This is a genomic window from Microbacterium sp. E-13, assembly GCF_049912955.1.
GTDB lineage: Bacteria > Actinomycetota > Actinomycetes > Actinomycetales > Microbacteriaceae > Microbacterium.
The window spans coordinates 3,583,961-3,603,959 of sequence record NZ_CP183973.1 but is presented as its reverse complement, the minus strand read 5'-3'; the positions used below and the strand labels follow the sequence as shown (position 1 = coordinate 3,603,959).

Annotated in this window: 19 protein-coding genes and 1 tRNA gene; 9 read left to right on the top strand and 11 right to left on the bottom strand. The window is 65.9% G+C overall.

The window, feature by feature from the left end; genetic code table 11:
- The first annotated feature begins 20 nt into the window (after nt 1–20).
- Nucleotides 21–1,313 carry a diguanylate cyclase gene (locus ACN9MP_RS16730; RefSeq protein ID WP_426322055.1) on the top strand — a complete coding sequence of 431 codons (1,293 nt, stop codon included), beginning with the start codon at nt 21–23 and terminating at the stop codon, nt 1,311–1,313.
- A 19-nt stretch (nt 1,314–1,332) separates the two neighbouring features.
- Here ACN9MP_RS16730 and ACN9MP_RS16725 read toward each other — a convergent pair whose 3' ends face one another.
- Complete coding sequence (locus ACN9MP_RS16725) at nt 1,333–2,025, bottom strand: DUF2278 family protein (protein ID WP_426322053.1); 693 nt, start codon at nt 2,023–2,025, stop codon at nt 1,333–1,335.
- 152 nt (nt 2,026–2,177) lie between these two features.
- On the opposite strand from ACN9MP_RS16725, the gene ACN9MP_RS16720 reads away from it, so the two are divergent.
- The 3 genes from ACN9MP_RS16720 to ACN9MP_RS16710 all read left to right on the top strand — a co-directional run bounded on the left by ACN9MP_RS16720 (nt 2,178) and on the right by ACN9MP_RS16710 (nt 4,215).
- Nucleotides 2,178–2,266: transfer RNA gene (locus tag ACN9MP_RS16720), tRNA-Ser, on the top strand.
- 404 nt (nt 2,267–2,670) lie between these two features.
- Complete coding sequence (locus tag ACN9MP_RS16715) at nt 2,671–3,261, top strand: hypothetical protein (protein WP_426322052.1); 591 nt, start codon at nt 2,671–2,673, stop codon at nt 3,259–3,261.
- 243 nt (nt 3,262–3,504) lie between these two features.
- Entirely contained in the window at nt 3,505–4,215 is a 711-nt protein-coding gene (locus tag ACN9MP_RS16710; protein WP_426322050.1) for a GntR family transcriptional regulator, read from the top strand.
- A gap of 339 nt (nt 4,216–4,554) precedes the next feature.
- Here ACN9MP_RS16710 and ACN9MP_RS16705 read toward each other — a convergent pair whose 3' ends face one another.
- Genes ACN9MP_RS16705 through ACN9MP_RS16690 form a run of 4 tightly spaced genes read right to left on the bottom strand, consistent with a single transcriptional unit; the run spans nt 4,555 to nt 9,364 of the window.
- Nucleotides 4,555–6,891 carry a glycosyl hydrolase family 95 catalytic domain-containing protein gene (locus tag ACN9MP_RS16705; protein WP_426322048.1) on the bottom strand — a complete coding sequence of 779 codons (2,337 nt, stop codon included), beginning with the start codon at nt 6,889–6,891 and terminating at the stop codon, nt 4,555–4,557.
- Nucleotides 6,892–6,951: 60 nt separating this feature from the next.
- Nucleotides 6,952–8,079, bottom strand: a complete 1,128-nt coding sequence (locus tag ACN9MP_RS16700) for a hypothetical protein (protein ID WP_426322046.1) — start codon at nt 8,077–8,079, stop codon at nt 6,952–6,954.
- Nucleotides 8,076–8,360, bottom strand: coding sequence for a hypothetical protein (locus ACN9MP_RS16695; RefSeq protein WP_426322044.1), 285 nt, complete (start codon nt 8,358–8,360; stop codon nt 8,076–8,078). The genes ACN9MP_RS16700 and ACN9MP_RS16695 overlap by 4 nt, the downstream gene beginning before the upstream one ends.
- A 32-nt stretch (nt 8,361–8,392) precedes the next feature.
- Nucleotides 8,393–9,364, bottom strand: coding sequence for an ABC transporter permease (locus ACN9MP_RS16690; protein WP_426322042.1), 972 nt, complete (start codon nt 9,362–9,364; stop codon nt 8,393–8,395).
- 521 nt (nt 9,365–9,885) lie between these two features.
- On the opposite strand from ACN9MP_RS16690, the gene ACN9MP_RS16685 reads away from it, so the two are divergent.
- From ACN9MP_RS16685 to ACN9MP_RS16670, 4 genes are all read left to right on the top strand, one after another.
- Nucleotides 9,886–11,196: an ABC transporter substrate-binding protein gene (locus ACN9MP_RS16685; protein ID WP_426322040.1), complete on the top strand. Its 1,311-nt coding sequence runs from the start codon at nt 9,886–9,888 to the stop codon at nt 11,194–11,196.
- A gap of 138 nt (nt 11,197–11,334) precedes the next feature.
- Complete coding sequence (locus tag ACN9MP_RS16680; RefSeq protein WP_426322038.1) at nt 11,335–12,168, top strand: carbohydrate ABC transporter permease; 834 nt, start codon at nt 11,335–11,337, stop codon at nt 12,166–12,168.
- Nucleotides 12,169–12,184: 16 nt separating this feature from the next.
- A complete protein-coding gene (locus ACN9MP_RS16675; RefSeq protein ID WP_426322037.1) occupies nt 12,185–13,111 on the top strand; it encodes a carbohydrate ABC transporter permease in 927 nt (308 codons plus the stop codon).
- Nucleotides 13,108–13,440, top strand: a complete 333-nt coding sequence (locus ACN9MP_RS16670) for an L-rhamnose mutarotase (protein WP_426322035.1) — start codon at nt 13,108–13,110, stop codon at nt 13,438–13,440. Before ACN9MP_RS16675 ends, ACN9MP_RS16670 begins: the two co-directional genes overlap by 4 nt.
- A gap of 42 nt (nt 13,441–13,482) precedes the next feature.
- Here ACN9MP_RS16670 and ACN9MP_RS16665 read toward each other — a convergent pair whose 3' ends face one another.
- The 6 genes from ACN9MP_RS16665 to ACN9MP_RS16640 all read right to left on the bottom strand — a co-directional run bounded on the left by ACN9MP_RS16665 (nt 13,483) and on the right by ACN9MP_RS16640 (nt 18,940).
- Complete coding sequence (locus ACN9MP_RS16665; protein ID WP_426322033.1) at nt 13,483–14,247, bottom strand: FadR/GntR family transcriptional regulator; 765 nt, start codon at nt 14,245–14,247, stop codon at nt 13,483–13,485.
- 9 nt (nt 14,248–14,256) lie between these two features.
- Nucleotides 14,257–15,453, bottom strand: coding sequence for a mandelate racemase/muconate lactonizing enzyme family protein (locus tag ACN9MP_RS16660; RefSeq protein ID WP_426322031.1), 1,197 nt, complete (start codon nt 15,451–15,453; stop codon nt 14,257–14,259).
- A gap of 85 nt (nt 15,454–15,538) precedes the next feature.
- Nucleotides 15,539–16,486: a sugar kinase gene (locus ACN9MP_RS16655; RefSeq protein ID WP_426322030.1), complete on the bottom strand. Its 948-nt coding sequence runs from the start codon at nt 16,484–16,486 to the stop codon at nt 15,539–15,541.
- Nucleotides 16,483–17,169 carry a bifunctional 4-hydroxy-2-oxoglutarate aldolase/2-dehydro-3-deoxy-phosphogluconate aldolase gene (gene eda / locus ACN9MP_RS16650; protein ID WP_426322028.1) on the bottom strand — a complete coding sequence of 229 codons (687 nt, stop codon included), beginning with the start codon at nt 17,167–17,169 and terminating at the stop codon, nt 16,483–16,485. Before eda ends, ACN9MP_RS16655 begins: the two co-directional genes overlap by 4 nt.
- Entirely contained in the window at nt 17,166–17,921 is a 756-nt protein-coding gene (locus tag ACN9MP_RS16645; protein ID WP_426322027.1) for an SDR family oxidoreductase, read from the bottom strand. The genes eda and ACN9MP_RS16645 overlap by 4 nt, the downstream gene beginning before the upstream one ends.
- Nucleotides 17,918–18,940, bottom strand: coding sequence for a zinc-dependent alcohol dehydrogenase (locus ACN9MP_RS16640; protein ID WP_426322025.1), 1,023 nt, complete (start codon nt 18,938–18,940; stop codon nt 17,918–17,920). Before ACN9MP_RS16640 ends, ACN9MP_RS16645 begins: the two co-directional genes overlap by 4 nt.
- Before the next feature lie 30 nt (nt 18,941–18,970).
- Between ACN9MP_RS16640 and ACN9MP_RS16635 the strand changes: the two genes are divergently transcribed.
- Complete coding sequence (locus ACN9MP_RS16635) at nt 18,971–19,969, top strand: aldo/keto reductase (RefSeq protein WP_426322024.1); 999 nt, start codon at nt 18,971–18,973, stop codon at nt 19,967–19,969.
- The last annotated feature ends 30 nt before the right edge of the window (nt 19,970–19,999 follow it).

Sequence of the window (19,999 nt, the reverse complement as noted above, 5' to 3'; positions counted from 1 at the left end):
CGACGCGGTGGAGGGAACCGATGAGTGGTGCGGAGATCGACGCGCTTCCGGCGGGCGTGGTCCGCCTGGACGCCGACGATCGCATCGTCACGAGCAATGCCTGGTTCCGCAACTGGGCCGGGCGGGAACCGGTAGGGCTCCCGCTGTCGGACCTGCTCGTCCCCGTCACCGACTTCCTCGACGGCGTCACGAACTCGCGGATGATGGCGAGCCCCGACGATCCCGATCAGGCCTTGCTGGTCGTACGGTGCGGCAACGGCGACGGGACGCTCCTGACTCTCGTGGACGCTTCCGACCGGCTGGCGTCGGGCAACCGCCTGCGGCGCCTTCACAGCCTTGCCGATCGCACCCAGACGCGCCTGCAGCTGATCATGGACGCGTCCATCGCCTTCGCGACGGCGACGAGCGACGAGCGCCTCAGCACGATCCTCGCCGCGACAGCGGCGCAGGCGTATCAGGCCGAGGAGTCGCTCGTCATGCTGTACGACGACGACGGCCTGCTGCAGCGCACGGCGGGCACCAATCCGTTCGACGAAGCCTTCCCCGCGGCATCCGTCTCGAATCCGGTCCGCGACCTCCACGACGTGATCAAGGTGAGCGGCCTGGCGGAGGCGGAGCGCCTCTCACCGGCCGTCGCGGCAGCCATGAGACAGTCGCACGTCGACGCGTTCATCGCCGCGCCGCTGCACCTCGAGGGTGTGCCGCTCGGCATCTACGCGTGCTTCTTCCGTCACCCCCGGGTCTTCGACGAGGAGGCGTCGCCCCTGGCCGAAGCGCTCGCCGGCCAGGCGTCGCAGAAGCTCGCGGCGCTCCGTCTGCAGCAGCGGCTCGAGCACGCCGCGATGCACGACGAGATCACCGACCTGCCCAATCGCCGCAGCCTGGATGAGCTCGCCGCGCTGCGCGATCTGTCGCATGCCGCCGTCATCTTCATCGACCTCGACGGGTTCAAGGCCGTGAACGACCGGCTGGGTCACGAGATCGGCGATGCGGTGCTGCGGGAGGTCGCGCGCCGGCTGCAAGCCAACGTGCGTGACACCGACGTCGTCGCGCGCTACGGCGGCGACGAGTTCGTCGTCGTGTGCGATGTCGACCCGCAAGGTGCCGTGGAGATCGCGGAGCGGCTGCGCACCGCCGTCGAGCAGGAGTACGGCTTCTTGACGGAGTCGCTGCCGATCGGCGCGAGCATCGGCATCGCCCAATCGGGCGACGGCTGGAGCGCCGCCAGCGTGGACCACCTCATCCGCCGGGCGGACCAGGCCATGTACGCCGCCAAGAACCGCGGCGGCAACCGAGTGACGATCGCGGAGTGATCCGCGAACGCCCGGCCCGCTACAGGGGGTGGCCCTGGGTGTCGGTGCGGTCGCTCTGCGTCGAGAACTTCGAGACGAAGACCAGCCAGCTGCCGTCGGGCTGCTGTGTGGCCACGCCGCCGTCCTGCCAGATCCCGTTCTCGGGCCACCACTGAGACCCGGCAGGGTCGCCCTGATTCTGGTGGACGTTATGGATGCCCTGCACCGACGCCGCGGGAGCACCCTCGGGGAACGGCTCGCCCCACACGAGGGTGGGGGCGCCGACGCCGAGGGTCGCCTCGAGCGCCTGCGAAGCCTGCAGCTGATCGCCCGAGCGCCACGGCCTCAGGAAGGGGAGCCAGAACGGAGATCGCGCGGCGGATACAGCATCCGTCACTCGAAAGATCCATCGCAGAAGCCGGCGGATGCCGATGACGCGCAGCGCGGGGTGACGGATGACGTCGAGTGCGCCTGTCCCCGGTGCCGAGGCGAGCAGCGTGAAGCCCGGGGTCGGCGGCGTCGGCCAGCCGAGCCTCGATCCGCTGGCGCGGACGGTCTTCCACTGGACGCCGGCGGCCGAGTTCTTGCTGTCGACGTCGACGGCGACCCGGTACTCCCGTGCGCCGCTGCGCAGCACCAGGTTCACGTGCCACCAGCGCCCGAACTCGTCGGGGTCGTCGCGCCGGTGCGACACGAGGGTTCCGCTGAGCACCCCGTACTGTGTGAACGGCATACCGGGAAGAGCGCGCCCGAACGCCGGGTGATACGGATGCTGCACCCGGGGCCGACGCCGCGTCGCGGCGGGTGCGGACGCCCGGTGCAGGAAGCGGTGCCGGACTCGGTTATGATTGCTGGGTGCATCCGCGTCTTGATGGCCGGATGCCTGGAGACGTCGCATAGTCAGGCCTAGTGCACCACCCTGCTAAGGTGGAGTCCTCGTAAGGGGACCGAGGGTTCAAATCCCTCCGTCTCCGCAGAACTTCCTGGCCCGCAATCCCTTGAAAACACTGGGATCGCGGGCCATAGGTTTCTCATAGAGAACCGATTTGCGTAAGGATCGCGTAAACCTCGGCGAAGTCGGTGCATTGCGATGTCTCTTCGACATCGGGGACAGTCCGTGTGCCAGGACATCGAACGTGCTCTTGTGGGGCAGGTGGGCTGGTCGCGTTCGCCGAGTTGTCACATCCTCGGTTGGTGCGCGAGAGGCTGAGGACGCCTTCCGCGAGGGCGACACTCGCCACCGGCGGTACGTGTCGCGTGATGCCAAGCTATCGCACTCCGCCCTACGCTGAGAGGCGACGTGGATGGGCTTATCGCGTGATCGACAGGATTGTTGTGGGGGAACGGATGGTTGATCGGCGGTCGTCCCCTGCCCGTCATGGCGCAGGCCGACGACTTCACAGGACAGCCTTCTCACGGGCTTGACGAACTGCTCGATGCCACCTTTCGCGTTGCGCCCGAAGGGGTTCGTGTCGCCCTCACCGCAGCGCAAATGATCGATCTTGGGCGCAAGTTTCGGCAAGCGCAGCTCGCAGTCTGGGCCGCCGGCGCGGTAGCCGGGGCGACAAGCGTGTTCTTGAAGGAAGATCCGAAGGCGCTCCCCACCGTTGTCCTCGGGATGACGGGCTCCGTCGCGGCAGTCTACGGCGTGCCCGAGGAAGTGGCCGCGGTGGCGTGGGCAGCCGCGGCCACGGCGGTGACGGCGGGCCGGGGGAGCGTCACCGATGGGCTCCTCGCACTCATTCCACAGGAGAAGATCAGCGCCCAGCACGTCGTCACGGGCCTCGTTGCTGGGTCGTTCGTAGTCGCGGTCGGCTACGCCTGGACGGCGGTTTGCGGACAGCTTGCTCAAGGCAAGTTGGAGGGGCTCGGCGGTGTCCTGCAGGAAGGCATGATCCGCGACCTGTTCCTCGCCCAGTTCAAGCGGAAGTTCGCGCAGGAGACTGGCGAAACTCCGACTCCGTCGTAGTCAACGACCATCGTCGCGGGCCGCTTTGGTCCCGTTCGATCGGAGTTGCTCGTCACCGGCCTATGGCGCGACCAGTTCCCACGTCACCATCGAATCCTCGAGTATCGTCACGTTGACGAGGTAGCTGGATCCGGTCGCTCCCGTGGCCGTGCATGAGAACACGTCGCCGACGCCGGACGGCGGATTCGGCGGACACGTGATGTTCAGGGCCTCGCCCGACCAGGGGCATGCGCAATATATTGCATGCCGATTCCTCAGCGGGTCCCAGGTGTGAACCGTTCTCTTCTCCGGGACGATGTCTTTCGCCGGCTGCGTGACGCCATCGTCGATGGCACCTTCCTCCCCGGCGAGCAACTCAGGGACGCTGACCTCGCCGAGTGGCTCGGAGTGAGTCGAACGCCGGTACGCGAGGCGCTGCTACGTCTGGGCTCCAGCGGACTGGTGGTCGCCAAACCGGGCCGCTCGACGAGCGTGAGCACGATTGACCCGAAGGCCGTTCGCGACGCACGTGATGTCGTGGCGGCGATGCATGTGCTCGCCGTTCAGGGCATCGCAGGGAAGCTCACGGCGGAGCAAATCGACCGCATGAAGGGCGCGAACAGCCGCTTTGCGGAAGCCCTGAGCATGGGGGACATTGGCGCCGCGATGGACGCGGATGAAGAGTTCCATCGAGTTCCGGTGACAGTCCTCGGCAACGAGGCAATAGCGTCCGTGCTCGACCACTTCGGACCGGTCGTGCGCCGAGCTGAGCGCGCCCGCTTCGCCGAGGATGGTCACGCATCTCTCGTGCGGCACGAGCAGCTCATCACCCTGCTGATCGGCGGCGACGTCGAGGCGGCGTCGAACCTGACGTTCGAGACCTGGCACAGCCTGAGCGTCGACGACTCCCCGACCGCCCCAGCGCCCCGACCGGAGAGCGGCCCCACGAACCTGGACGACTCGAGTGCCAGGTGAGAGCGGCTCAGCCGCCCGAACGTCCTGTCGGCGATCACCACGCTGTTCGTGCTCTCGATGAGCTGCAGCGATCCGGTCGTTCTCCGGGTTGACGACGACGGAGAGCGCGTCGTTTGCGATGACGATCTCGGCGCAGTAGGTGATGTTTCGCGAGTACGACCGCGCACGGCGACAAGCGCCGACGAGTCGTCTGAGACATCGACGGGTGCCGGCGAAGAGTTCGGGTCGAGCGGCGAGAGTGACCCCGGCATTGGAATCTGTTTCCTGTTCTGTTTCCGCGTCGCCCGTGCCAACGTGAGGTTCATGATCGACGGCTTCAGCGAGGCGAGGGAAGACCGATCATCTGACGAGGATCGAGTAGCGGCCGCACTCTCCACGCCACCTCAGCCGTCGGCGTCCCCTCGCGTCGGGCATCTCCTCTGTGACGCCCACGGGACCCTCAGGGCCGATCACCCGCAGCTCCAGAGTCGCGGCGAGTTCGACCGTCGTCTCCGAGCCCGGTTGATCGATCGTGGCCGATTCGAGCGCGTTGTCGGTCCAGGTGAGACCGACGGTGTGTCCGCCGCGCGCGCGCAGCCCTCGAACCGACCCGGCGGACCAGCTCGGGGGCAGGGTCGGCAGAAGACTGATTGCTCCGTCGTGGCTCTGCACGAGCAATTCCGCCATGCCGGCCGTGCCGCCGAGATTCCCGTCGATCTGAAACGCGGGCGCGCGTCCCTCGAGTGGGTGCGTGTCGAGGAGTGAATCAGAACTCAGCTCGTCCACGAGGCCGCGGATCGACTCCTCGGCGAGCAGAGCATCGCCCAAGCGCGCCGCCAGGCACAGCGCCCACGCTCGGCTCCAGCCGGTGTGGCCCCCGCCGTTCGCGAGCCGGATACGCAGCGCCCGTGCAGCAGCCTCGAGTAGCTCTGGATTACGCCTCGGCGTGATTCGCGAGCCCGGGAACACCCCATACAGATGAGACACATGACGATGACCGAGCTCCATGGGGATCCGCTCGGCATCCCATTCGAGCAGGTCGCCCGCCTCGCCGACGAGCGGCGGGCGAACCCGAGCGAGGGCAGTGGCCACCTCGTCGATCAGGCCGGCGTTCGCGTGGCCCGCGATACGGGCCGCCACCAGGTAACTGTTGAATGCCTCGAGGACGAGCTCTTGATCCATGGCGGCGCCGCGTGAGACGGCGTGATAGGCCCCGTCGAATTCGAAGGCGTGCTCCGGTGAGGTAGACGGGCTGAAGACGAGCCATCCGTCCTCGTCCTCCTCCAACATGTCGAGCGCGAAGCTGATCGCGGCCTCGAACACCGGCACGGCCTCTGCGGCCAGCGATTGCGCGTCAGCGGGATCGGCGAAGGCGATGTGCTCGGCAAGATGCGCCGACAGCCAGAGCAGCCCCGACGGCCAGTTCGCCCACTCGGGCTTGCCGCTGACGGCGGGAGTGAATCGCCAGAGATCCGTATTGTGGTGGACGGCCGAACCGCGCGCGGAATATACCGTTCGAGCCGTCTCGCGTCCGGCGAGAGCGAGATCGGAGACAAGGCTCAGCAATGGGAGATGCAGCTCCGCAAGGCCCGTCACCTCCGCGGGCCAGTAGTTCATCTGCGCGTTGATGTTCGTGGTGTAATTGCAGCTCCAGGGCGGCCGGCGCGTGGTGTTCCAGATGCCCTGGAGATTCGCCGCCTGGGTGCCTCTTCGCGAACTCGCGATCAGCAGGTACCGCCCCAGAGCGAAGTAGCGCTCGGCCGCAGCGGCGGATTCATTGTTCGACGGTGACAGATCCAGCTCGACGCGATCGAAGAGCGCTCTGTGATCCAAGATGTGCTCCCGCAGGAGCTGCTCGGTCGTCTGATCAAGCGCCGCCGTCACGAGTGAGCGCGCCTCATCCGCGAGAGCCGAAAGGTCAGCCACCGGGCTCTTGTCCCATCCGCGGAATCCGGTGACAGCCGAAGCGATCAAGCGTCGGCTTGCGCCGCGCTGCTGGCAGGCGATCGCCATCGCCCAGCCCATCCCGGCGGCCACCGTCCCCTCCGGGCCGGGCGTCGACTCGTCGTAGATCAGATCCTTTCCAGCTCCTGCCACGTATTCAGGCAGGGCATGGGCAGGCGCTCGCCCTGTCGCCACCAGCCAGCTCGTGTCTCCCTCGACCAGCTCGACGACGCTGTGGGGGTGTTCGCTTTCGAACGTCACCTCTCCGTCGCCGGCTTCTCCCGTCGCCTCGGCGACCAGGACTCCGTGCGGCGAAGTGACGAATGCGATCAGCTGGGTTGGACCCGCCTCACTCATGTAGCGCACCGCGGTCACGGCGGAGGCGAGGTCCAGCTCCCGTGAGTAGGCGGCCCCGTCTGCCGGCGAATCGCCCAGCGCGGCTCCGTAGCGCCAGTCGATCCGCCCCAGCGGCTGGTAAGACTGCGTCCATCCTTCGCTTTGCAGGCCCACGGCAAGCCGGTCCGCGTCGGCGTACTGGTGCTGCCGGATGGCCGTGCGCACGTCCTCGATCGGTGTGCTGTGCGGCCCTCGGGCGACGCTCTGCGGTCCGCCGGACCACAGAGTGTCGACGTTGATGTCGAACGACTCCGTGACGGTGAACCCCCCGACGGCGGCTCCGAGCACCCCGTTGCCCAGCAGGAAGGAGTCCAGGAATTGACGGGCAGGGCTGTCGAGGCTGATTCGCTGTGTCATCGGAGCTCCGGGTCGAGGGGTGCCGCAGCGTGATCTGCGGCACCCCGGCTGATTCTGAGGTCACGAGGCGTCGTAGGCGTTCTGCCAGATCTCGATGTATCGAGCCGCCCCGAGGCCGTCGAGGCCGTCGAGGTATGCAGTCCATGCCGCGTCATCACCGATGTCCTTGGAGCCGGTGATGAATTCTGCCGCGGATGTCGAGATGAAGGTTTCGACGTTCGTCTGCAACGTGGACAGCTCGGCGGAATCCTCCTCCGGCACCCACACGTTCCAGTACGGGAAGGAAGCGTCGCTCCGCAGTCCGTCGTACAGCTTGGTGGCTTCGAACAGCCGGCGCTCGAATCCATCCGGCGAGTAGATCTCGAGCGGCTGCACCTCGGAGTTTCGGAACGTCGCATTGCTGTTGTACTGCGCGATCGCCCCCCAGGATGTGTTCGCCATCTTCTTGTTGTCCGGATCTGCCGGCACCCTCTTGTAGAGGGGCTCGAGGTTCTCGTCCAGTGCGACGTCGCCGTCGGCGGGCTTCACCCAGTTGACACCTTCAAGCCCGAACTGGCCGTGCAGCTGACCTTCCGTGGTGTACATATAGTCGAGAATCTCGATGAGCTTCTTCTGCTTTTCCTTGCTCGCGGCCTTGGTGATGACGAAGGTCGCGCCCGGCGTGCCCGGCTGGATGTAAGTCGCGACCTGGCCCTCCGCGCCGACGAGGGGAGGGATTGCGTCGTATTGCGCGTCGCGGGCGTCGTCCATTCCCACCTGGATGAATCCCCAGGGGTTATTGCCGTTGTAGGCGCCCGTGACGGGTGGGCCGTCGCCGCTGTTCTTCGCGACGAGCGCATCGGAGTCCTGCGAGAACGCGGATTCGTCGATCAGGCCGTTCTCCCAGAGTCGGTGGAGGTACTCAAGGCCGTCACGCCACCCGTCCTGAGCCGGCTGGAGCTGAACGGTGTCGCCGTCGAGCCCCAGAGACACCGGCTGTCCGGCCGCGCCGCCGTGCCAGTTGTTGGCGATGAACGCATCCATGACGAAGGGCACCACCGAGTCGTACACGCTCCCCGTCAGCGGAATCTCATCCGCCACGCCGTTGCCGTTGGGGTCCTTCGTCTTGAACGCCGTCAGCACGTCGAAGAGATCATCCGTCGTCTTGGGGACCTCGAGTCCGAGGGTCTTGAGCCACTGAGTGTTCATCCAGAGCTTGCTCGGGTAAGAGCAGTGGTAGCAGTCGTTCCACTGCGGAATTCCGTAGATCGTCCCGTCAGGGGTGGTCGCGAGAACGTCACTCGCCCAGCGGACACGGCCGATGCATCGCTCAACGAGTTGGCCACGATGTAGACCAAGGGCAGGAGCACCACGAGCAGGAAAACCGAGAGAAGAACGTAGACGCCGATCATGAAGACGCGATCGATCAGCGGGTCCTTGATACGCGTCGCACGCTCACGGCGGGTCGCGGGATGCCGAGCGAGCGTCATGGCTGCTGTCTCGGTCCTCGGCGCGTCTGTTGTCACCATAGTCCGCTCCCGGTGGTTCGCTTGGCCACGACGTTGACGACCAGCAGCAGCACGAGGTTGATCACGGCGTTGAAAAGGCCGATAGCCGCAGCCTGGCTGAAATCCGCATTGAGCAGGCCGACCTTGTACGTGTATGTGGGCAAGATCTCCGATGTGGCCAGGTTCAGCGGATTCTGCAGCAGGAACGCCTTCTCAAAGCCGATCGCCATCACGTTGCCGACCCCGAGGACCAGGATGACCATCGCTGTCGGCAGGATGCCGGGGATGTCGACATGGAGAATCTTCTGAACCCGAGTCGCGCCATCGATACGTGCTGCTTCGTGCAGGCTCGGGTCGATGCCGGCGAGCGCGGCCAGGTAGATCACCGCCGCATAGCCTGTGGTCTGCCAGATATCGCTGATGACGTAGATGGGCCGAAAGAGATCTGGATTGCTCAGGAAGTCGATCGACTGAACTCCGAAGATATTCAGGAACTGGTTGGCGAGACCCATCCGGGGAGACAGGAACACGATGGTCATGGAGACCACGACAACAGTCGAGATGAAGTAGGGCGCGTACGTCACCATCTGCACGGTGTTGCGGAAGAAGGTGCTTCGCACCTCGTTCAGGGCGATCGCGAGCACGATCGGCACTGGGAAGCTGAAGATCAGGACGAGGGCGGACAGGATGAAGGTGTTCGACACCAGCGTCCAGAAGCGCGGGTTCGCAAAAGCACGCTGAAAGTACTCGAGACCGGCCCAGTCGCTTCCCCACACCCCTTGAACGACGTTGTAGTCCTTGAAGGCGATGATCGCGTTGCTCATCGGCCAGTACCGGAACACGGCGAACCAGACGATCGGGACGGCGATCAGCAGGTAGAGCTGCCAGTGGCGGCGGAAGCTGCGCTTGGCGGCGGTCCAGCCGCGGGAACTGCTTCTCACACGGAGCTTCTGCGATCCGGCGAGGGGCGGAGCGGTCGTCACCATGCGTGACTCACTCCATTCCGGGACTGAGTCATCCATCGTGGTACGCCAGCTTGCGCGGCGTCCAAGGTGCTGTTCGGGGACATCTTCGTCTTTCTTGCTCTCCGTGCATCCGATTCCGTCATGACCGGATGTTGACGTAATCATCTGATGACTGAAATTATCTGCTCCGCATATCGAAGTGTCAAGCGTGGCCTTCGATCCCATATCCGAGCACGAGCACGCATACATAAGATGTAACAGCTTCAGGATCACGAGTCTCGGGTGTGCGGGGTCAACTGCCAAGCGATACGTATGATCAATCAGTGGCGATCTTTCACGAGATGGACCGTGGCCCGCGTCGACACCGGCCTTCAGACGCATGTGGAAAGTGGACCCGGGAAGAAGGCTTGATTATCTAGACGTAATATGTATGATCAAGTGAGACGTCGCCGGAGGGGCGACACGTCGTCAAGGACGCCGACCAGAAAGGGACGCGAATGCTTCCGCAGCATCAGCGCGCATCACGCTTCATCAGACTCGCCGTGGCACTCGCCGTCGTCGCGGGGGTCGTCGCCCTCGGCGGCTGCTCATCCAGTGGGGGGGAGACCAACTCGGAGTACGGCTTCCCGGTGGTCGAGCAGGTGCCGGACAGCGAGATCACGGTGTGGGTGGATGCAACTCGTCAGCCCGCAGTCGAGGCGTTCGAGAAGGCCAACCCCGACGTCAAGGTCAACATGGTCGTCGACGACGGCTCCGCGAGCGGATCCGGGACGTTCCAGACCAAGATCGGACTCGCCGATCAAGCCGGCGAGGGCTGGCCCGACGTCGTCTTCTCGACACAGAACAACGACGCCTCGTGGGCCTCGAAGCCGACCAATGGCGTGCAGGCGTTCGCCGCTCCTCTCAACAAGGGATACTTCGATCAGAGCTTCCTCGACGGCTTCACTCCCGGTGCGCTCGACCCCGTGACCGTGGATGACACAGTCTGGGGCCTGCGAAACGATCTGGCGCCCGTTCTCTTCTGGTACAACAAGCCGCTTCTCGACCAGTTCGGTTACACGGCGCCGACGACGTGGGAGGAGTACCAGGAGCTCGGCGACAAGCTCGCCGCCGAGCACCCGGGCTACACGCTGGGATCGGTGGGAGACTCGTTCACCGGCCCGTTCGTCTACTACTGGAGCGGCTCCGCCCCGATCTTCCAGGTCGACGGCGACACGTTCAGCTCCGACGTGCACGCGGCCGACTCCGAGAAGGTCACCGCCATGATCGACCACATGGTCGCCAACAAGACCCTGACGCAGGACAGCGTGTTCGGCGCGGACTTCGTCGCCGCGAGCAGCAAGCTCGTCGCGATCCCCGGGCCGGCGTGGTACGCAGGAGCCCTCTTCCAGAACCCCGACAGCATCAACGCGACCTCCGGCCAGTGGATCGCCGCGCCTCCGCTCTCCTGGGAGGGAGGCGACGAGGTCACCGGCAATGTGGGTGGCGGTGTCTGGTATGCATCGAGTCACTCGAAGAATCTCGATGCGGTCAAGACCTTCCTCGAGTTCGTCACCACCGAGGACGGGGTCGCGGGCACGGGCGGTCTTCCCGCTTACCAGAGCGCGGCGGACACCTGGCTGAAGGATCAGGCTGCCAGCGGCTTCTTCGGCCCGGACTTCGCGACGAGCGTGAGCACGGCCGCGGAAAGCGTGTGGAGTGGTTGGGGATACCCGAGCTTCTCCGCCGAGACGTCCTACGCGAAAGTCATCGTCCCCGCCCTCGCGGCTGGGAAGAAGATCTCCGATGTCGCCGATGAGTGGCAGAAGGAGATGGAGAACGAAGCGACCGTTCAGGGCTATTCGGTCAAGTAGGACCACACCCATCGAAAGCATTGTGCCAACTCCATGAGTGCATCCAGTTCGAGCGTGGTTGCCGGATCCCCCGGGGTCCGGCAACCACGCGCCCCCCGGGCCGCAGCCGGCGCCCGGGCGCAAGCCCGCATCGGGCTCTTGTTCACGAGCGTCTACACGCTGTTCCTGCTCGCCTTCGGCGTGCTGCCCACGTTGTACGCCGTCTTCCTGGCATTCACCCGCAACGGTGCGTTCGCCGGCGTGGACAACTTCCTGCGGGTCTTCTCGGATTACCGCTTCTTGCCTGCCGTGATGCATGTCGCCGCGTATGTCGTGGTCTGGCTCATCAGCCTGCTGGTGTTCGTTGTGCTCCTCGCGCTCGTCGTGCAGGCGATTCGCATCCGCTGGGTCTCCACGGGCGTCCGATTCCTCTATTACGTTCCCGGTGCTCTCGCGGGAGCCGCGAGCGTCATGCTGTGGCTCTTCGTGCTCGACCCGTCGGTCAGTCCGGTGGCCTGGCTGCTGCACGCGCTGGGCAGCGAGTCGCTTGTTCAAACGGTACAGCTCGACACGCTCCCGATCGTCTTGGCGGTCATCGCATTCTGGACCGGTGCCGGCGGATGGATCGTGATCATGTACGGCGCGCTGAACAACATCAGTGCTGACATTCTCGAGGCCGCGCGGATCGATGGTGCGGGAGCGTGGTCGACCGCCTGGTTCATCCAGATCCCGCTCCTGCGCAAGTGGATCTCATACATGGCGATCTTGTCCCTCGCGGCCGGAACGCAGCTTTTCGTCGAGCCTCGCGTGCTCTCCCAGGCCACTCACGGTGTGGTCCCCCAGGACTACTCCCTCAATCAACTCAGCTTTCTCTATGCGTTCAAGCAGGCCGATTTCAATGGCTCGGCAGCGATCTCTCTGCTTCTGCTTGTGGTCGCCGTGGTGCTGAGCGTCTATTTCGTCTTCAGGGGTGGTCTCTTTGAGCGTGAGTGAGCTCGACACTCGAGCAGTGACGACGGGGCGTTCGTCGCAGCGACGGTGGGATGCCCCGCGCGATCGTCGCCCGCTGAACCCGGCCCGCTGGATGGGACGCGCGCTCGGGATCGCGCTGCTCGCGGTGTTCGTCGCGTTCTTCGCCATCCCGCTGGTGTGGCTGCTTCTCGCGCCCACGAAGTCATCCCGCGAGCTCCTGCTCGGCAACCCGTTCTCGGTCGGGGGGCTGCAGCAGCTCCAGGACAACTGGCAGAGCCTCATCGCGTACCAGGACGGCGTGATGTGGACGTGGCTCGGCAACTCCACCCTGTACGCCCTCAGCGCGCTCGTCATCACGCTCGTCATCAGCATCCCTGCGGGGTACGCATTGGCACTGACCGAGTTCCGCGGACGGAAGGCACTCCTCGCCGTCACGCTGATCGTCATGCTGATTCCGAACACCGCCCTCGTGCTGCCGATCTTCCTTCAGATGAGCGCGCTGAAGCTCATCGGGAATCCCCTCTCGGTGATCCTTCCGTTCTCGTTCTTCCCGTTCGGCGTCTACCTGACGTACATCTACTTCTCCACCACCGTCTCGCGCGACCTGCTCGACGCCGCCCGCATCGACGGCGCAGGGGAGTTCCGTGTCTTCGCTCAGGTCGCGATGCCGCTCGCCACGCCGGTGATCGCGCTGGTGGGTTTTTTCAGCTTCGTCGGGAACTGGAACAACTACTTCCTCCCGTTCGTCATGGTTCCCGGACGCAGGGCTCCCGTTCAAGTCGGCATCGCGGAGCTGCTTGCCAACGTCCCGCAATTCAACCCGACCAATGCCGCGTCGTCGACGATCGAACTGCCCACGCTCGCGCTCGCAACGCTCGTCGCCATCGCACCGGTGCTGATCATCTTCCTGTTTTCCCAGAGGTTCCTCGTCACGGGGATGACGGCGGGCGGGACGAAGGAGTGAGCACCGTCCGATACGGAATGGCCTGCCGGCTCCGCCCCGAGAAGCGCGACGAGTATCTGCGCCTGCATTCGGACGTCTGGCCGGGCGTCGAAGAGATGATCACGGAGTGCGGCATCCGGAACTTCACGATCTTCGGCCGCGGTGACGTGCTCTTCGGCTACTACGAGTACGTGGGCGATGACTGGGACGCGGACCAGGCCAGAATGGCGGCGGACCCGGTGACCCGGGATTGGTGGTCGCACACGGATCCCTGCCAGATCGGCTTCGACCCCGACGCGCCCGAGGGCGCTCGCTGGCAGCCGCTCGACGAGGTGTGGCACCAGGACTGACCAGCCCCCGGACGTTGTGCGTCCAGATGGGTCAATGAGAGATCAGCGCGTCGTCCCTGGGCGACGCCGGTGCCAGGCCTGGGTGATGTGGGTGCTCATGGCCTCGGCTGCCCCGTCGGCATCGCCGGAGATCACGGCTTCCATGATCGCCCGGTGCTCCTCGAGCGTCGTCCGAACGGCGTCCAGGCCTTGCGTGCCCGTGAAGCGCGTGCTCTCACGGGCACGCGCGAAGAGGATCCGCGTGATGTTGGCGGCGAGACGATTGCCGGACTGTTCCATGATCATGTCGTGGAACGCGGCATCCGCGTCGTTGTATGCGTCCATGTCGTTCAGGGCCGTTTCGGCCGTTTCGTGCATGCGGCGGAGGTCTGCGCTCGACACGTCGGTCTGGCGCTCGGCGGCGGCGGCCGCCATCGATGCCTCGAGGCTCGCTCGGACGACGGCGAGCTCGTCGAGGATCTCGAGGGACTCGTCGTTGTCGACGAGCGCGGACAGGACGTCAGGGTCGAGCACGTTCCAACGCGACGGCGAGTTCACGATCGTGCCCCGCCCTTGACTGACGGTGACCAGACCCTTCTCCTCCAGCCGCTTGACCGACTCCCGAACCACAGTCCGGCTGACTGCGAACTGCTGAATGAGCACACTCTCGGGGGGTAGTGTGTCCCCGGGTTGCACCGACCCGGTCACTACCGCAGTGACTAAGTCCTTGACGACTGCGATGCCCAGCCGTGCCGCGGGGACGCGCCCAGCTGTACTGGCCAGCAGAACCTGGCCATTGCCCCGCTCCGCCTCGATATGGTCAGACATGCAACCAGCTTACGCACCCGGCACCAGCGGGTCGGGGAGGGTTCGACGATCGGGCGGCAGCTGCGTCGTGAGCCCGAGCCCCGCCCGCTCGGGCCGCACGTGCGGCCCGGACGCCACCAGGCCCTGCGCGTAAGGAGCGCTCCCAGCGGCGTCGAGAATGGCCGACTCGTCGACGAAGACACCAACCCCGGCCTCGTCGCCGAGGACGATCCCGCCGTCGGCGTACGTCTGATCGATCGTCATTCCGAACGGCATACCAAGATCCTGAACTTCGGCAGCGAGGTGGTTGGGTACGGTCGCGGCGGCATGAGCGACGGCGACGTTCGAGGTGAGCCCGACCGGGCTGATCGGCAGATCGCGGCTGTGGGCGGCGTAGGCGACACGGAGAAAGTGGCTGATGCCCCATACGCTTCCCGCCTGAACGACGTCGATCGCGTGGTGTTCGAACAACGGTGAATACTGCTCGAGCCCCGTGAGGTTCTCACCGGTGGCCACGGCCGCCTTCACGGATCTGCTGAGACGCGCATGGCCGGTCGCATCCCATCGACGGAGAGGTTCTTCGATCCATGCGAGGTCGTGGATCGCCTCGACGGCCGAGACATAGCGGACCGCCTGCTTAAGATTCCACGACTCGTTGGCGTCGAGCATGAGGGTCGGGTGCGCGGTGTTGCGCGACAGCGCCCCGCGGATGATGTCCAGCCGCTCGATATCGGCGTCGAGGTCCAGGCCACCCTTGAGCTTGCCGCTTTCGAAGCCGCGTTCGGCCATCTCGTCGTAGAAGCGAGCCAGCCGCTCGTTGTCGAGGGCGATGTCCAAGCCGGAGGAGTAGCCGGCGACGAATCGGTCGCGCGCCCCGAGGAGCCGCCAGAGCGGCTCTCCGAGAGCCTTGCTCTTGATGTCCCAGAGCGCCATGTCGAGCGCGCCGATTCCCCCGAAGGTCGCGCCCGCGTGCCCGGCCTTGAAGACCCGGGCGAGCATGCGCTCGTAGAGGGCGGTTACCGCGCGGGGGTCCTCTCCCTCGATGGCCGGAAACAGGCGGTCGATGTCGTGATGGGACCCCATCCCGATGCCCGTGATGCCCACGTCGGTCTCGAGGATGACGACGGGAACGTCTGTCACGCCGGAGGCGATGATGCCGTTGACGTCGCCGATCGGACGTCCCCAGTCGTGGAACGTGTTGAGGAGGCGGTAGCCCGTGATCTTCATTAATCGCCCTTGGCTAAGCGGCCGACGTGAACATATCGGCCCAATGGTTCTTCAATTGAGCATACATCACACGTAGTATGGGATGCTATCTGGCGACAGGCTCGGTTGCGACGAGAAGGTCGAGATCAGCCTGACGGGGGTATCCCTCCCAGTCGGTCGGGCCCAGACATGCGAAAGCGCCGGCGAGCGAGGCGGTCCGGAGTCGTTTCGCGGGTGCAGAACTCGCCATGCGCTCCGAGAGGTACCCCGCAACGAACGCGTCTCCGGCGCCCACCGAGTCCACGACGGGCACCGAGAATGCGCTCTGTCGGTGCTGCTGACCGTCGATGAGTGCATAGGAGCCTGCGGCGCCGAGCTTGACGATCACCTCCGTGGGGCCGAGGTCGGCGATCCGCTCAGCCAGGGTCTCGGGTGTCCCGTCCCCGACGATCAGCGCTGCTTCGTCGGCGCCGGCGAAGACGATCGATGCCTGCGAGGCGATCGCACGGTAGATCGCCGGCGCCGGCTCAGTCCTCCAGAGCGCGGACCGATGGTTCACATCGAAGGAGATGGCGATCCCATTCGACTGCGCGATCGCGAGCGCAGCGAGGACGGCATCGGCGGCCGAGGCGGACAGCGCCGGGGTGATCCCGGTGACGTGAAGGATGTCGGCGGCCACGATCTCCTCCTCGGCTGCGAGGATGTCCGACCTGCTCAGTCGACTGCCGGCACTTCCCTGACGGTAATATCTGACGCGACTGGAGCCAGGAACGGGGCGTGTCTTCAGCATCAGGCCCGTCTGAGCATCCGGGTCCGTGACCAGCCGCATCCCGACTCTCTCGGCGTACAGTTCGCGGACGATCTGGCTCCCCACCTCGTCGGATCCCACTCGTCCGATCCACGTGGCGTCTCCCCCCAGGCGACTGATCCCGATGGCGACGTTGCTCTCAGCGCCCCCGACGGCAAGACGAAAGCCGCTGCCGACGCGCGGCGGGCCCGCCGACTCGGCCACGATCAGCCCCAACGTCTCCCCGAGAGTCACCAGTCCACTCATGGCCCACTCCTTGATGTCACCAGGGCAGCGGCGGTCGCACTGAGCCGTTCGATCGCCGGCCAATCGCCGCATTCGATCATGCGACGCGTGGCCATCCAGCTGCCGCTGACGGCGGGGACGGCCGCATCGCGGAGGTAGCCGGCCGCGGTTTCGGCGTCGACGCCGCCACTGGGGATGAAACGGACGTCGGGGAAGGGGCCGGCGAGAGCGCGGATAGTCGCCAACCCGCCCAATCGATCCGCGGGGAAGAACTTCACCGTGTTGAGGCCGAGCCGCACTGCTGTCTGCACCTCGGTCGCCGTGGCCACCCCCGGGAGCACGCCGACACCGATGGTGCGCGCGACGGAGATGAGATCGGGATCGAGGCCGGGGCTCACGATGAATTGTGCTCCCGCGGCAACCGCCTCGTGGAGCTGGGTGACCGACACCACCGTGCCCGCGCCGACCACGAATCCCGCCTCTTCTCGCATTGCGGCGATGGCATCGAACGCGGCGGAAGTGCGGAGCGTGACCTCCGCGCATCTGATCCCACCGGTTGCGAGCGCGTGAGCGGTCGGACGCGCCTGCATCGCGTCATCGACCACCAGCACCGGAACGATCACGTGGCAGGCCAGGGCCCCGAGCTGATCGGCTGCCCGTTGGCCCGCGGGGGTCATGGCCATCGGCCGTCGGTCCGTGCTCATCGTCCCAGCCAACCGCCGTCGACCGGCAGCACCACGCCGCTGACATAGTCAGAGGCGGCCGACGCGAGAAACACCGTCGCTCCACCGAGGTCGCTCGCGACCCCCCAGCGTCCTGCCGGGATGCGATCCAGGATGCTGCGCGACCTGTCCGGATCACCCTGGAGAGCCTGCGTATTGTCCGTGGCGATGTATCCGGGCGCGATCGCATTCACTGTGACTCCCCGTCCCGCCCATTCGTTGGAAAGGGCTTTGACGAGGCCTGAGATACCCGACTTGGCTGCGGCGTATCCCGGCACGTTTATGCCGCCCTGGAACGTCAGCAGCGAGGCGGTGAACACGATCTTGCCGTAGCCCCGGATGAGCATCGCGCGCCCGATGGCTTGACTGAGCATGAACTGACTCGACAGGTCCACCTGAATCACTTCGTCCCACCAGTCCAGCGGGTGTTCCGCCGCCGGGGCCCGTCGGATCGTCCCGGCATTGTTGATGAGGATGTCCACCTCGCGTGCGCCGAGCTCAGCCGCGAGCTCGGCAACCGCCTCACGATCCGAGAAGTCACAGGCGTATGCTTCGAAGGCGCGTCCATGTGCGCGGACCGCCTGTTCGGTCGCGCTGCCCTCCGCCTCCATGGAAGCACTGACGGCGATGATGTCCGCACCGGCCGCCGCAAGCGCCTCGGCCATCCCGAAGCCGATACCGCGCCGCGCGCCCGTGACCACAGCCCGGCGGCCCGTGAGGTCGAACGGGCTCATGACTCGCCTGCCACGTCGACGAGGATCTTCAGCGCTCGGCCCTGCTCGAGTTCCGTCAATGCGGCGCTCGTCTCGTCGAGCGGCACGACGGCGGTGATCAGGCTCTGGGCCGGGATGACGCCATCGCGCAGAAGTCGAACCGCGGTCTCGAAGTCGCCGCGCTGGTAGACCCGGGCACCGAGGATCGTCAGCTCACGCCAGAACAGCCGTTGCAGGTCGATTTCCCGTGGAGCACTGTGAATGGCCACCACAACAAGTGTTCCGCGAACCTTGACGAGGGATGTCGCTCCCCTGACAGCAGCGGCCGCCCCTGACACCTCGAACACGACGTCGGCCCCTGCGCCGCCGGTCCACTCGTCGACCCACGCGGACTGGTCCGTGCTCGTCGGATCGAGTGTCGCGAAGCCGAGCTGAGCGATTCGCTCTCGTCGCCCTGCCTCGGGCTCGATGACGACGACGTCCGCGCCGGCGTGTCGTGCCACCGTCGCGATGAGCACCCCGATCGGCCCGCCGCCGATGACGACCGTTCGGTCGTCCACCCCGAGACCGGAGCGTCGGACATCATGGACGGCGACCGCGACAGGCTCCGTCAGCGCCGCGTGTCGGAGTGAGAGTCCGTCGGGCACCCGCACGAGCAGTTCCTCGGGCACCGTCCATAGCTCCTGCAGCGACCCGGGGGCGTCGATCCCGACGAACACCAGGTTCTGGCAGATGTGAGAGTTGCCCGCACGGCAGGCCGGGCACGTGCCGTCCCATACGAGAGGCATCACCGTCACGACATCCCCGACCGCCCAGTCGGTGACTCCGTCGCCGACGGACTCGACAGTTCCGCTCATCTCGTGGCCGAAGACGAGCGGAGTGTCCACTCGCGCATCCATCGCGCCGTGCACGATATGCAGGTCGGTGCCGCACAGGCCGGTATAAGCGACGGCGATGCGAACCTCGCCCGCGCCGGGCGCGACGGGATCGGCTTCGGTGGGAACGACCGATCGCTCGCCTCGGTACACCGCTGCTCGCATAACGACTCCAATTCATATGATGTACTATCAATGCTGATTCAAGGAGGATACGCCATCTACGCACGAACACCAGCCAGAGGGCGGGCACTCACAGAGATCGGACTCGGCACGTCGCTGTTCGGCAACCTCTATCGCGAGACGACCGATGAAGAGGTCCGCGCGGCAGCAGATCGCGCGTGGCGGGGTGGGGTGCGATACTTCGACACCGCTCCGCACTATGGCCTGGGATTGGCAGAGCAGCGGCTCGGGTCGCTTCTGCGTGGGCACCCACGCGGGGAGTACGTCGTCTCTACGAAGGTGGGGCGCATTCTGGTGCCCACGCCGGAGAACGCGCGCCTGCGCGACGACGACGGGTTCGCCGTGCCGGCGGCCTATCGACGCGAATGGGACTTCAGCCGTGACGGCGTCCTGCGCTCGGTCGATGCAAGCCTGGCGCGGCTCGGCTTGGACAGCGTGGAGATCCTCTACCTGCACGATCCCGACGAACATTGGGATGCCGCGTCGACAACCGGCGTTGACGCACTCATCGAGCTGCGCGAGCAGGGAGTCGTGCAGGCCATCGGGGCGGGGATGAATCGGTCGAGCATGCTCGCGGAGTTCGTGCGCCGTGCCGACGTCGACATCGTCATGCTGGCAGGCCGCTACACCCTGCTGGATCAGTCTGCACTCGATGATCTGCTGCCTCTCGCACTGGAACGGGGAGTGAGCGTGGTTGCCGCAGGCGTGTACAACTCGGGCCTGCTCAGTCGCCCCGACGTATCCGACGACGCCCACTTCGACTACGGTGCCGCCCCCCGCGAGATGATCGAACAAGCCCGGCGTATCGCAGCCGTGTGCCGCGATCACGGCGTGACTCTCCCCGACGCTGCAGTGCAGTTCCCCCTGCGCCACCCCGCCATCGTCTCGGCGGTACTCGGGGCACGCGACGGCGGTCAGATGGCCGACGGGCTCGAGAGGTACGCCGTGCACATCCCCGACGAACTCTGGGTCGAGCTCGAGGATGCCGGGCTGGTAAAGCCGACCGCGTGATCGTCGTCAGCCATCTGCACCTCTGAGATG

What these genes read in the sequence shown, in the direction of transcription:
- ACN9MP_RS16730 (WP_426322055.1), top strand. Translation starts at nt 21, where the DNA reads ATGAGTGGTGCGGAGATCGACGCGCTTCCGGCGGGCGTGGTCCGCCTG.
- ACN9MP_RS16725 (WP_426322053.1), bottom strand. Translation starts at nt 2,025, where the DNA reads ATGCCGTTCACACAGTACGGGGTGCTCAGCGGAACCCTCGTGTCGCAC.
- ACN9MP_RS16715 (WP_426322052.1), top strand. Translation starts at nt 2,671, where the DNA reads ATGGCGCAGGCCGACGACTTCACAGGACAGCCTTCTCACGGGCTTGAC.
- ACN9MP_RS16710 (WP_426322050.1), top strand. Translation starts at nt 3,505, where the DNA reads ATGCCGATTCCTCAGCGGGTCCCAGGTGTGAACCGTTCTCTTCTCCGG.
- ACN9MP_RS16705 (WP_426322048.1), bottom strand. Translation starts at nt 6,891, where the DNA reads ATGACACAGCGAATCAGCCTCGACAGCCCTGCCCGTCAATTCCTGGAC.
- ACN9MP_RS16700 (WP_426322046.1), bottom strand. Translation starts at nt 8,079, where the DNA reads ATGAACACTCAGTGGCTCAAGACCCTCGGACTCGAGGTCCCCAAGACG.
- ACN9MP_RS16695 (WP_426322044.1), bottom strand. Translation starts at nt 8,360, where the DNA reads ATGACGCTCGCTCGGCATCCCGCGACCCGCCGTGAGCGTGCGACGCGT.
- ACN9MP_RS16690 (WP_426322042.1), bottom strand. Translation starts at nt 9,364, where the DNA reads ATGGTGACGACCGCTCCGCCCCTCGCCGGATCGCAGAAGCTCCGTGTG.
- ACN9MP_RS16665 (WP_426322033.1), bottom strand. Translation starts at nt 14,247, where the DNA reads ATGTCTGACCATATCGAGGCGGAGCGGGGCAATGGCCAGGTTCTGCTG.
- ACN9MP_RS16660 (WP_426322031.1), bottom strand. Translation starts at nt 15,453, where the DNA reads ATGAAGATCACGGGCTACCGCCTCCTCAACACGTTCCACGACTGGGGA.
- ACN9MP_RS16655 (WP_426322030.1), bottom strand. Translation starts at nt 16,486, where the DNA reads ATGAGTGGACTGGTGACTCTCGGGGAGACGTTGGGGCTGATCGTGGCC.
- eda (WP_426322028.1), bottom strand. Translation starts at nt 17,169, where the DNA reads ATGAGCACGGACCGACGGCCGATGGCCATGACCCCCGCGGGCCAACGG.
- ACN9MP_RS16645 (WP_426322027.1), bottom strand. Translation starts at nt 17,921, where the DNA reads ATGAGCCCGTTCGACCTCACGGGCCGCCGGGCTGTGGTCACGGGCGCG.
- ACN9MP_RS16640 (WP_426322025.1), bottom strand. Translation starts at nt 18,940, where the DNA reads ATGCGAGCAGCGGTGTACCGAGGCGAGCGATCGGTCGTTCCCACCGAA.
- ACN9MP_RS16635 (WP_426322024.1), top strand. Translation starts at nt 18,971, where the DNA reads ATGCTGATTCAAGGAGGATACGCCATCTACGCACGAACACCAGCCAGA.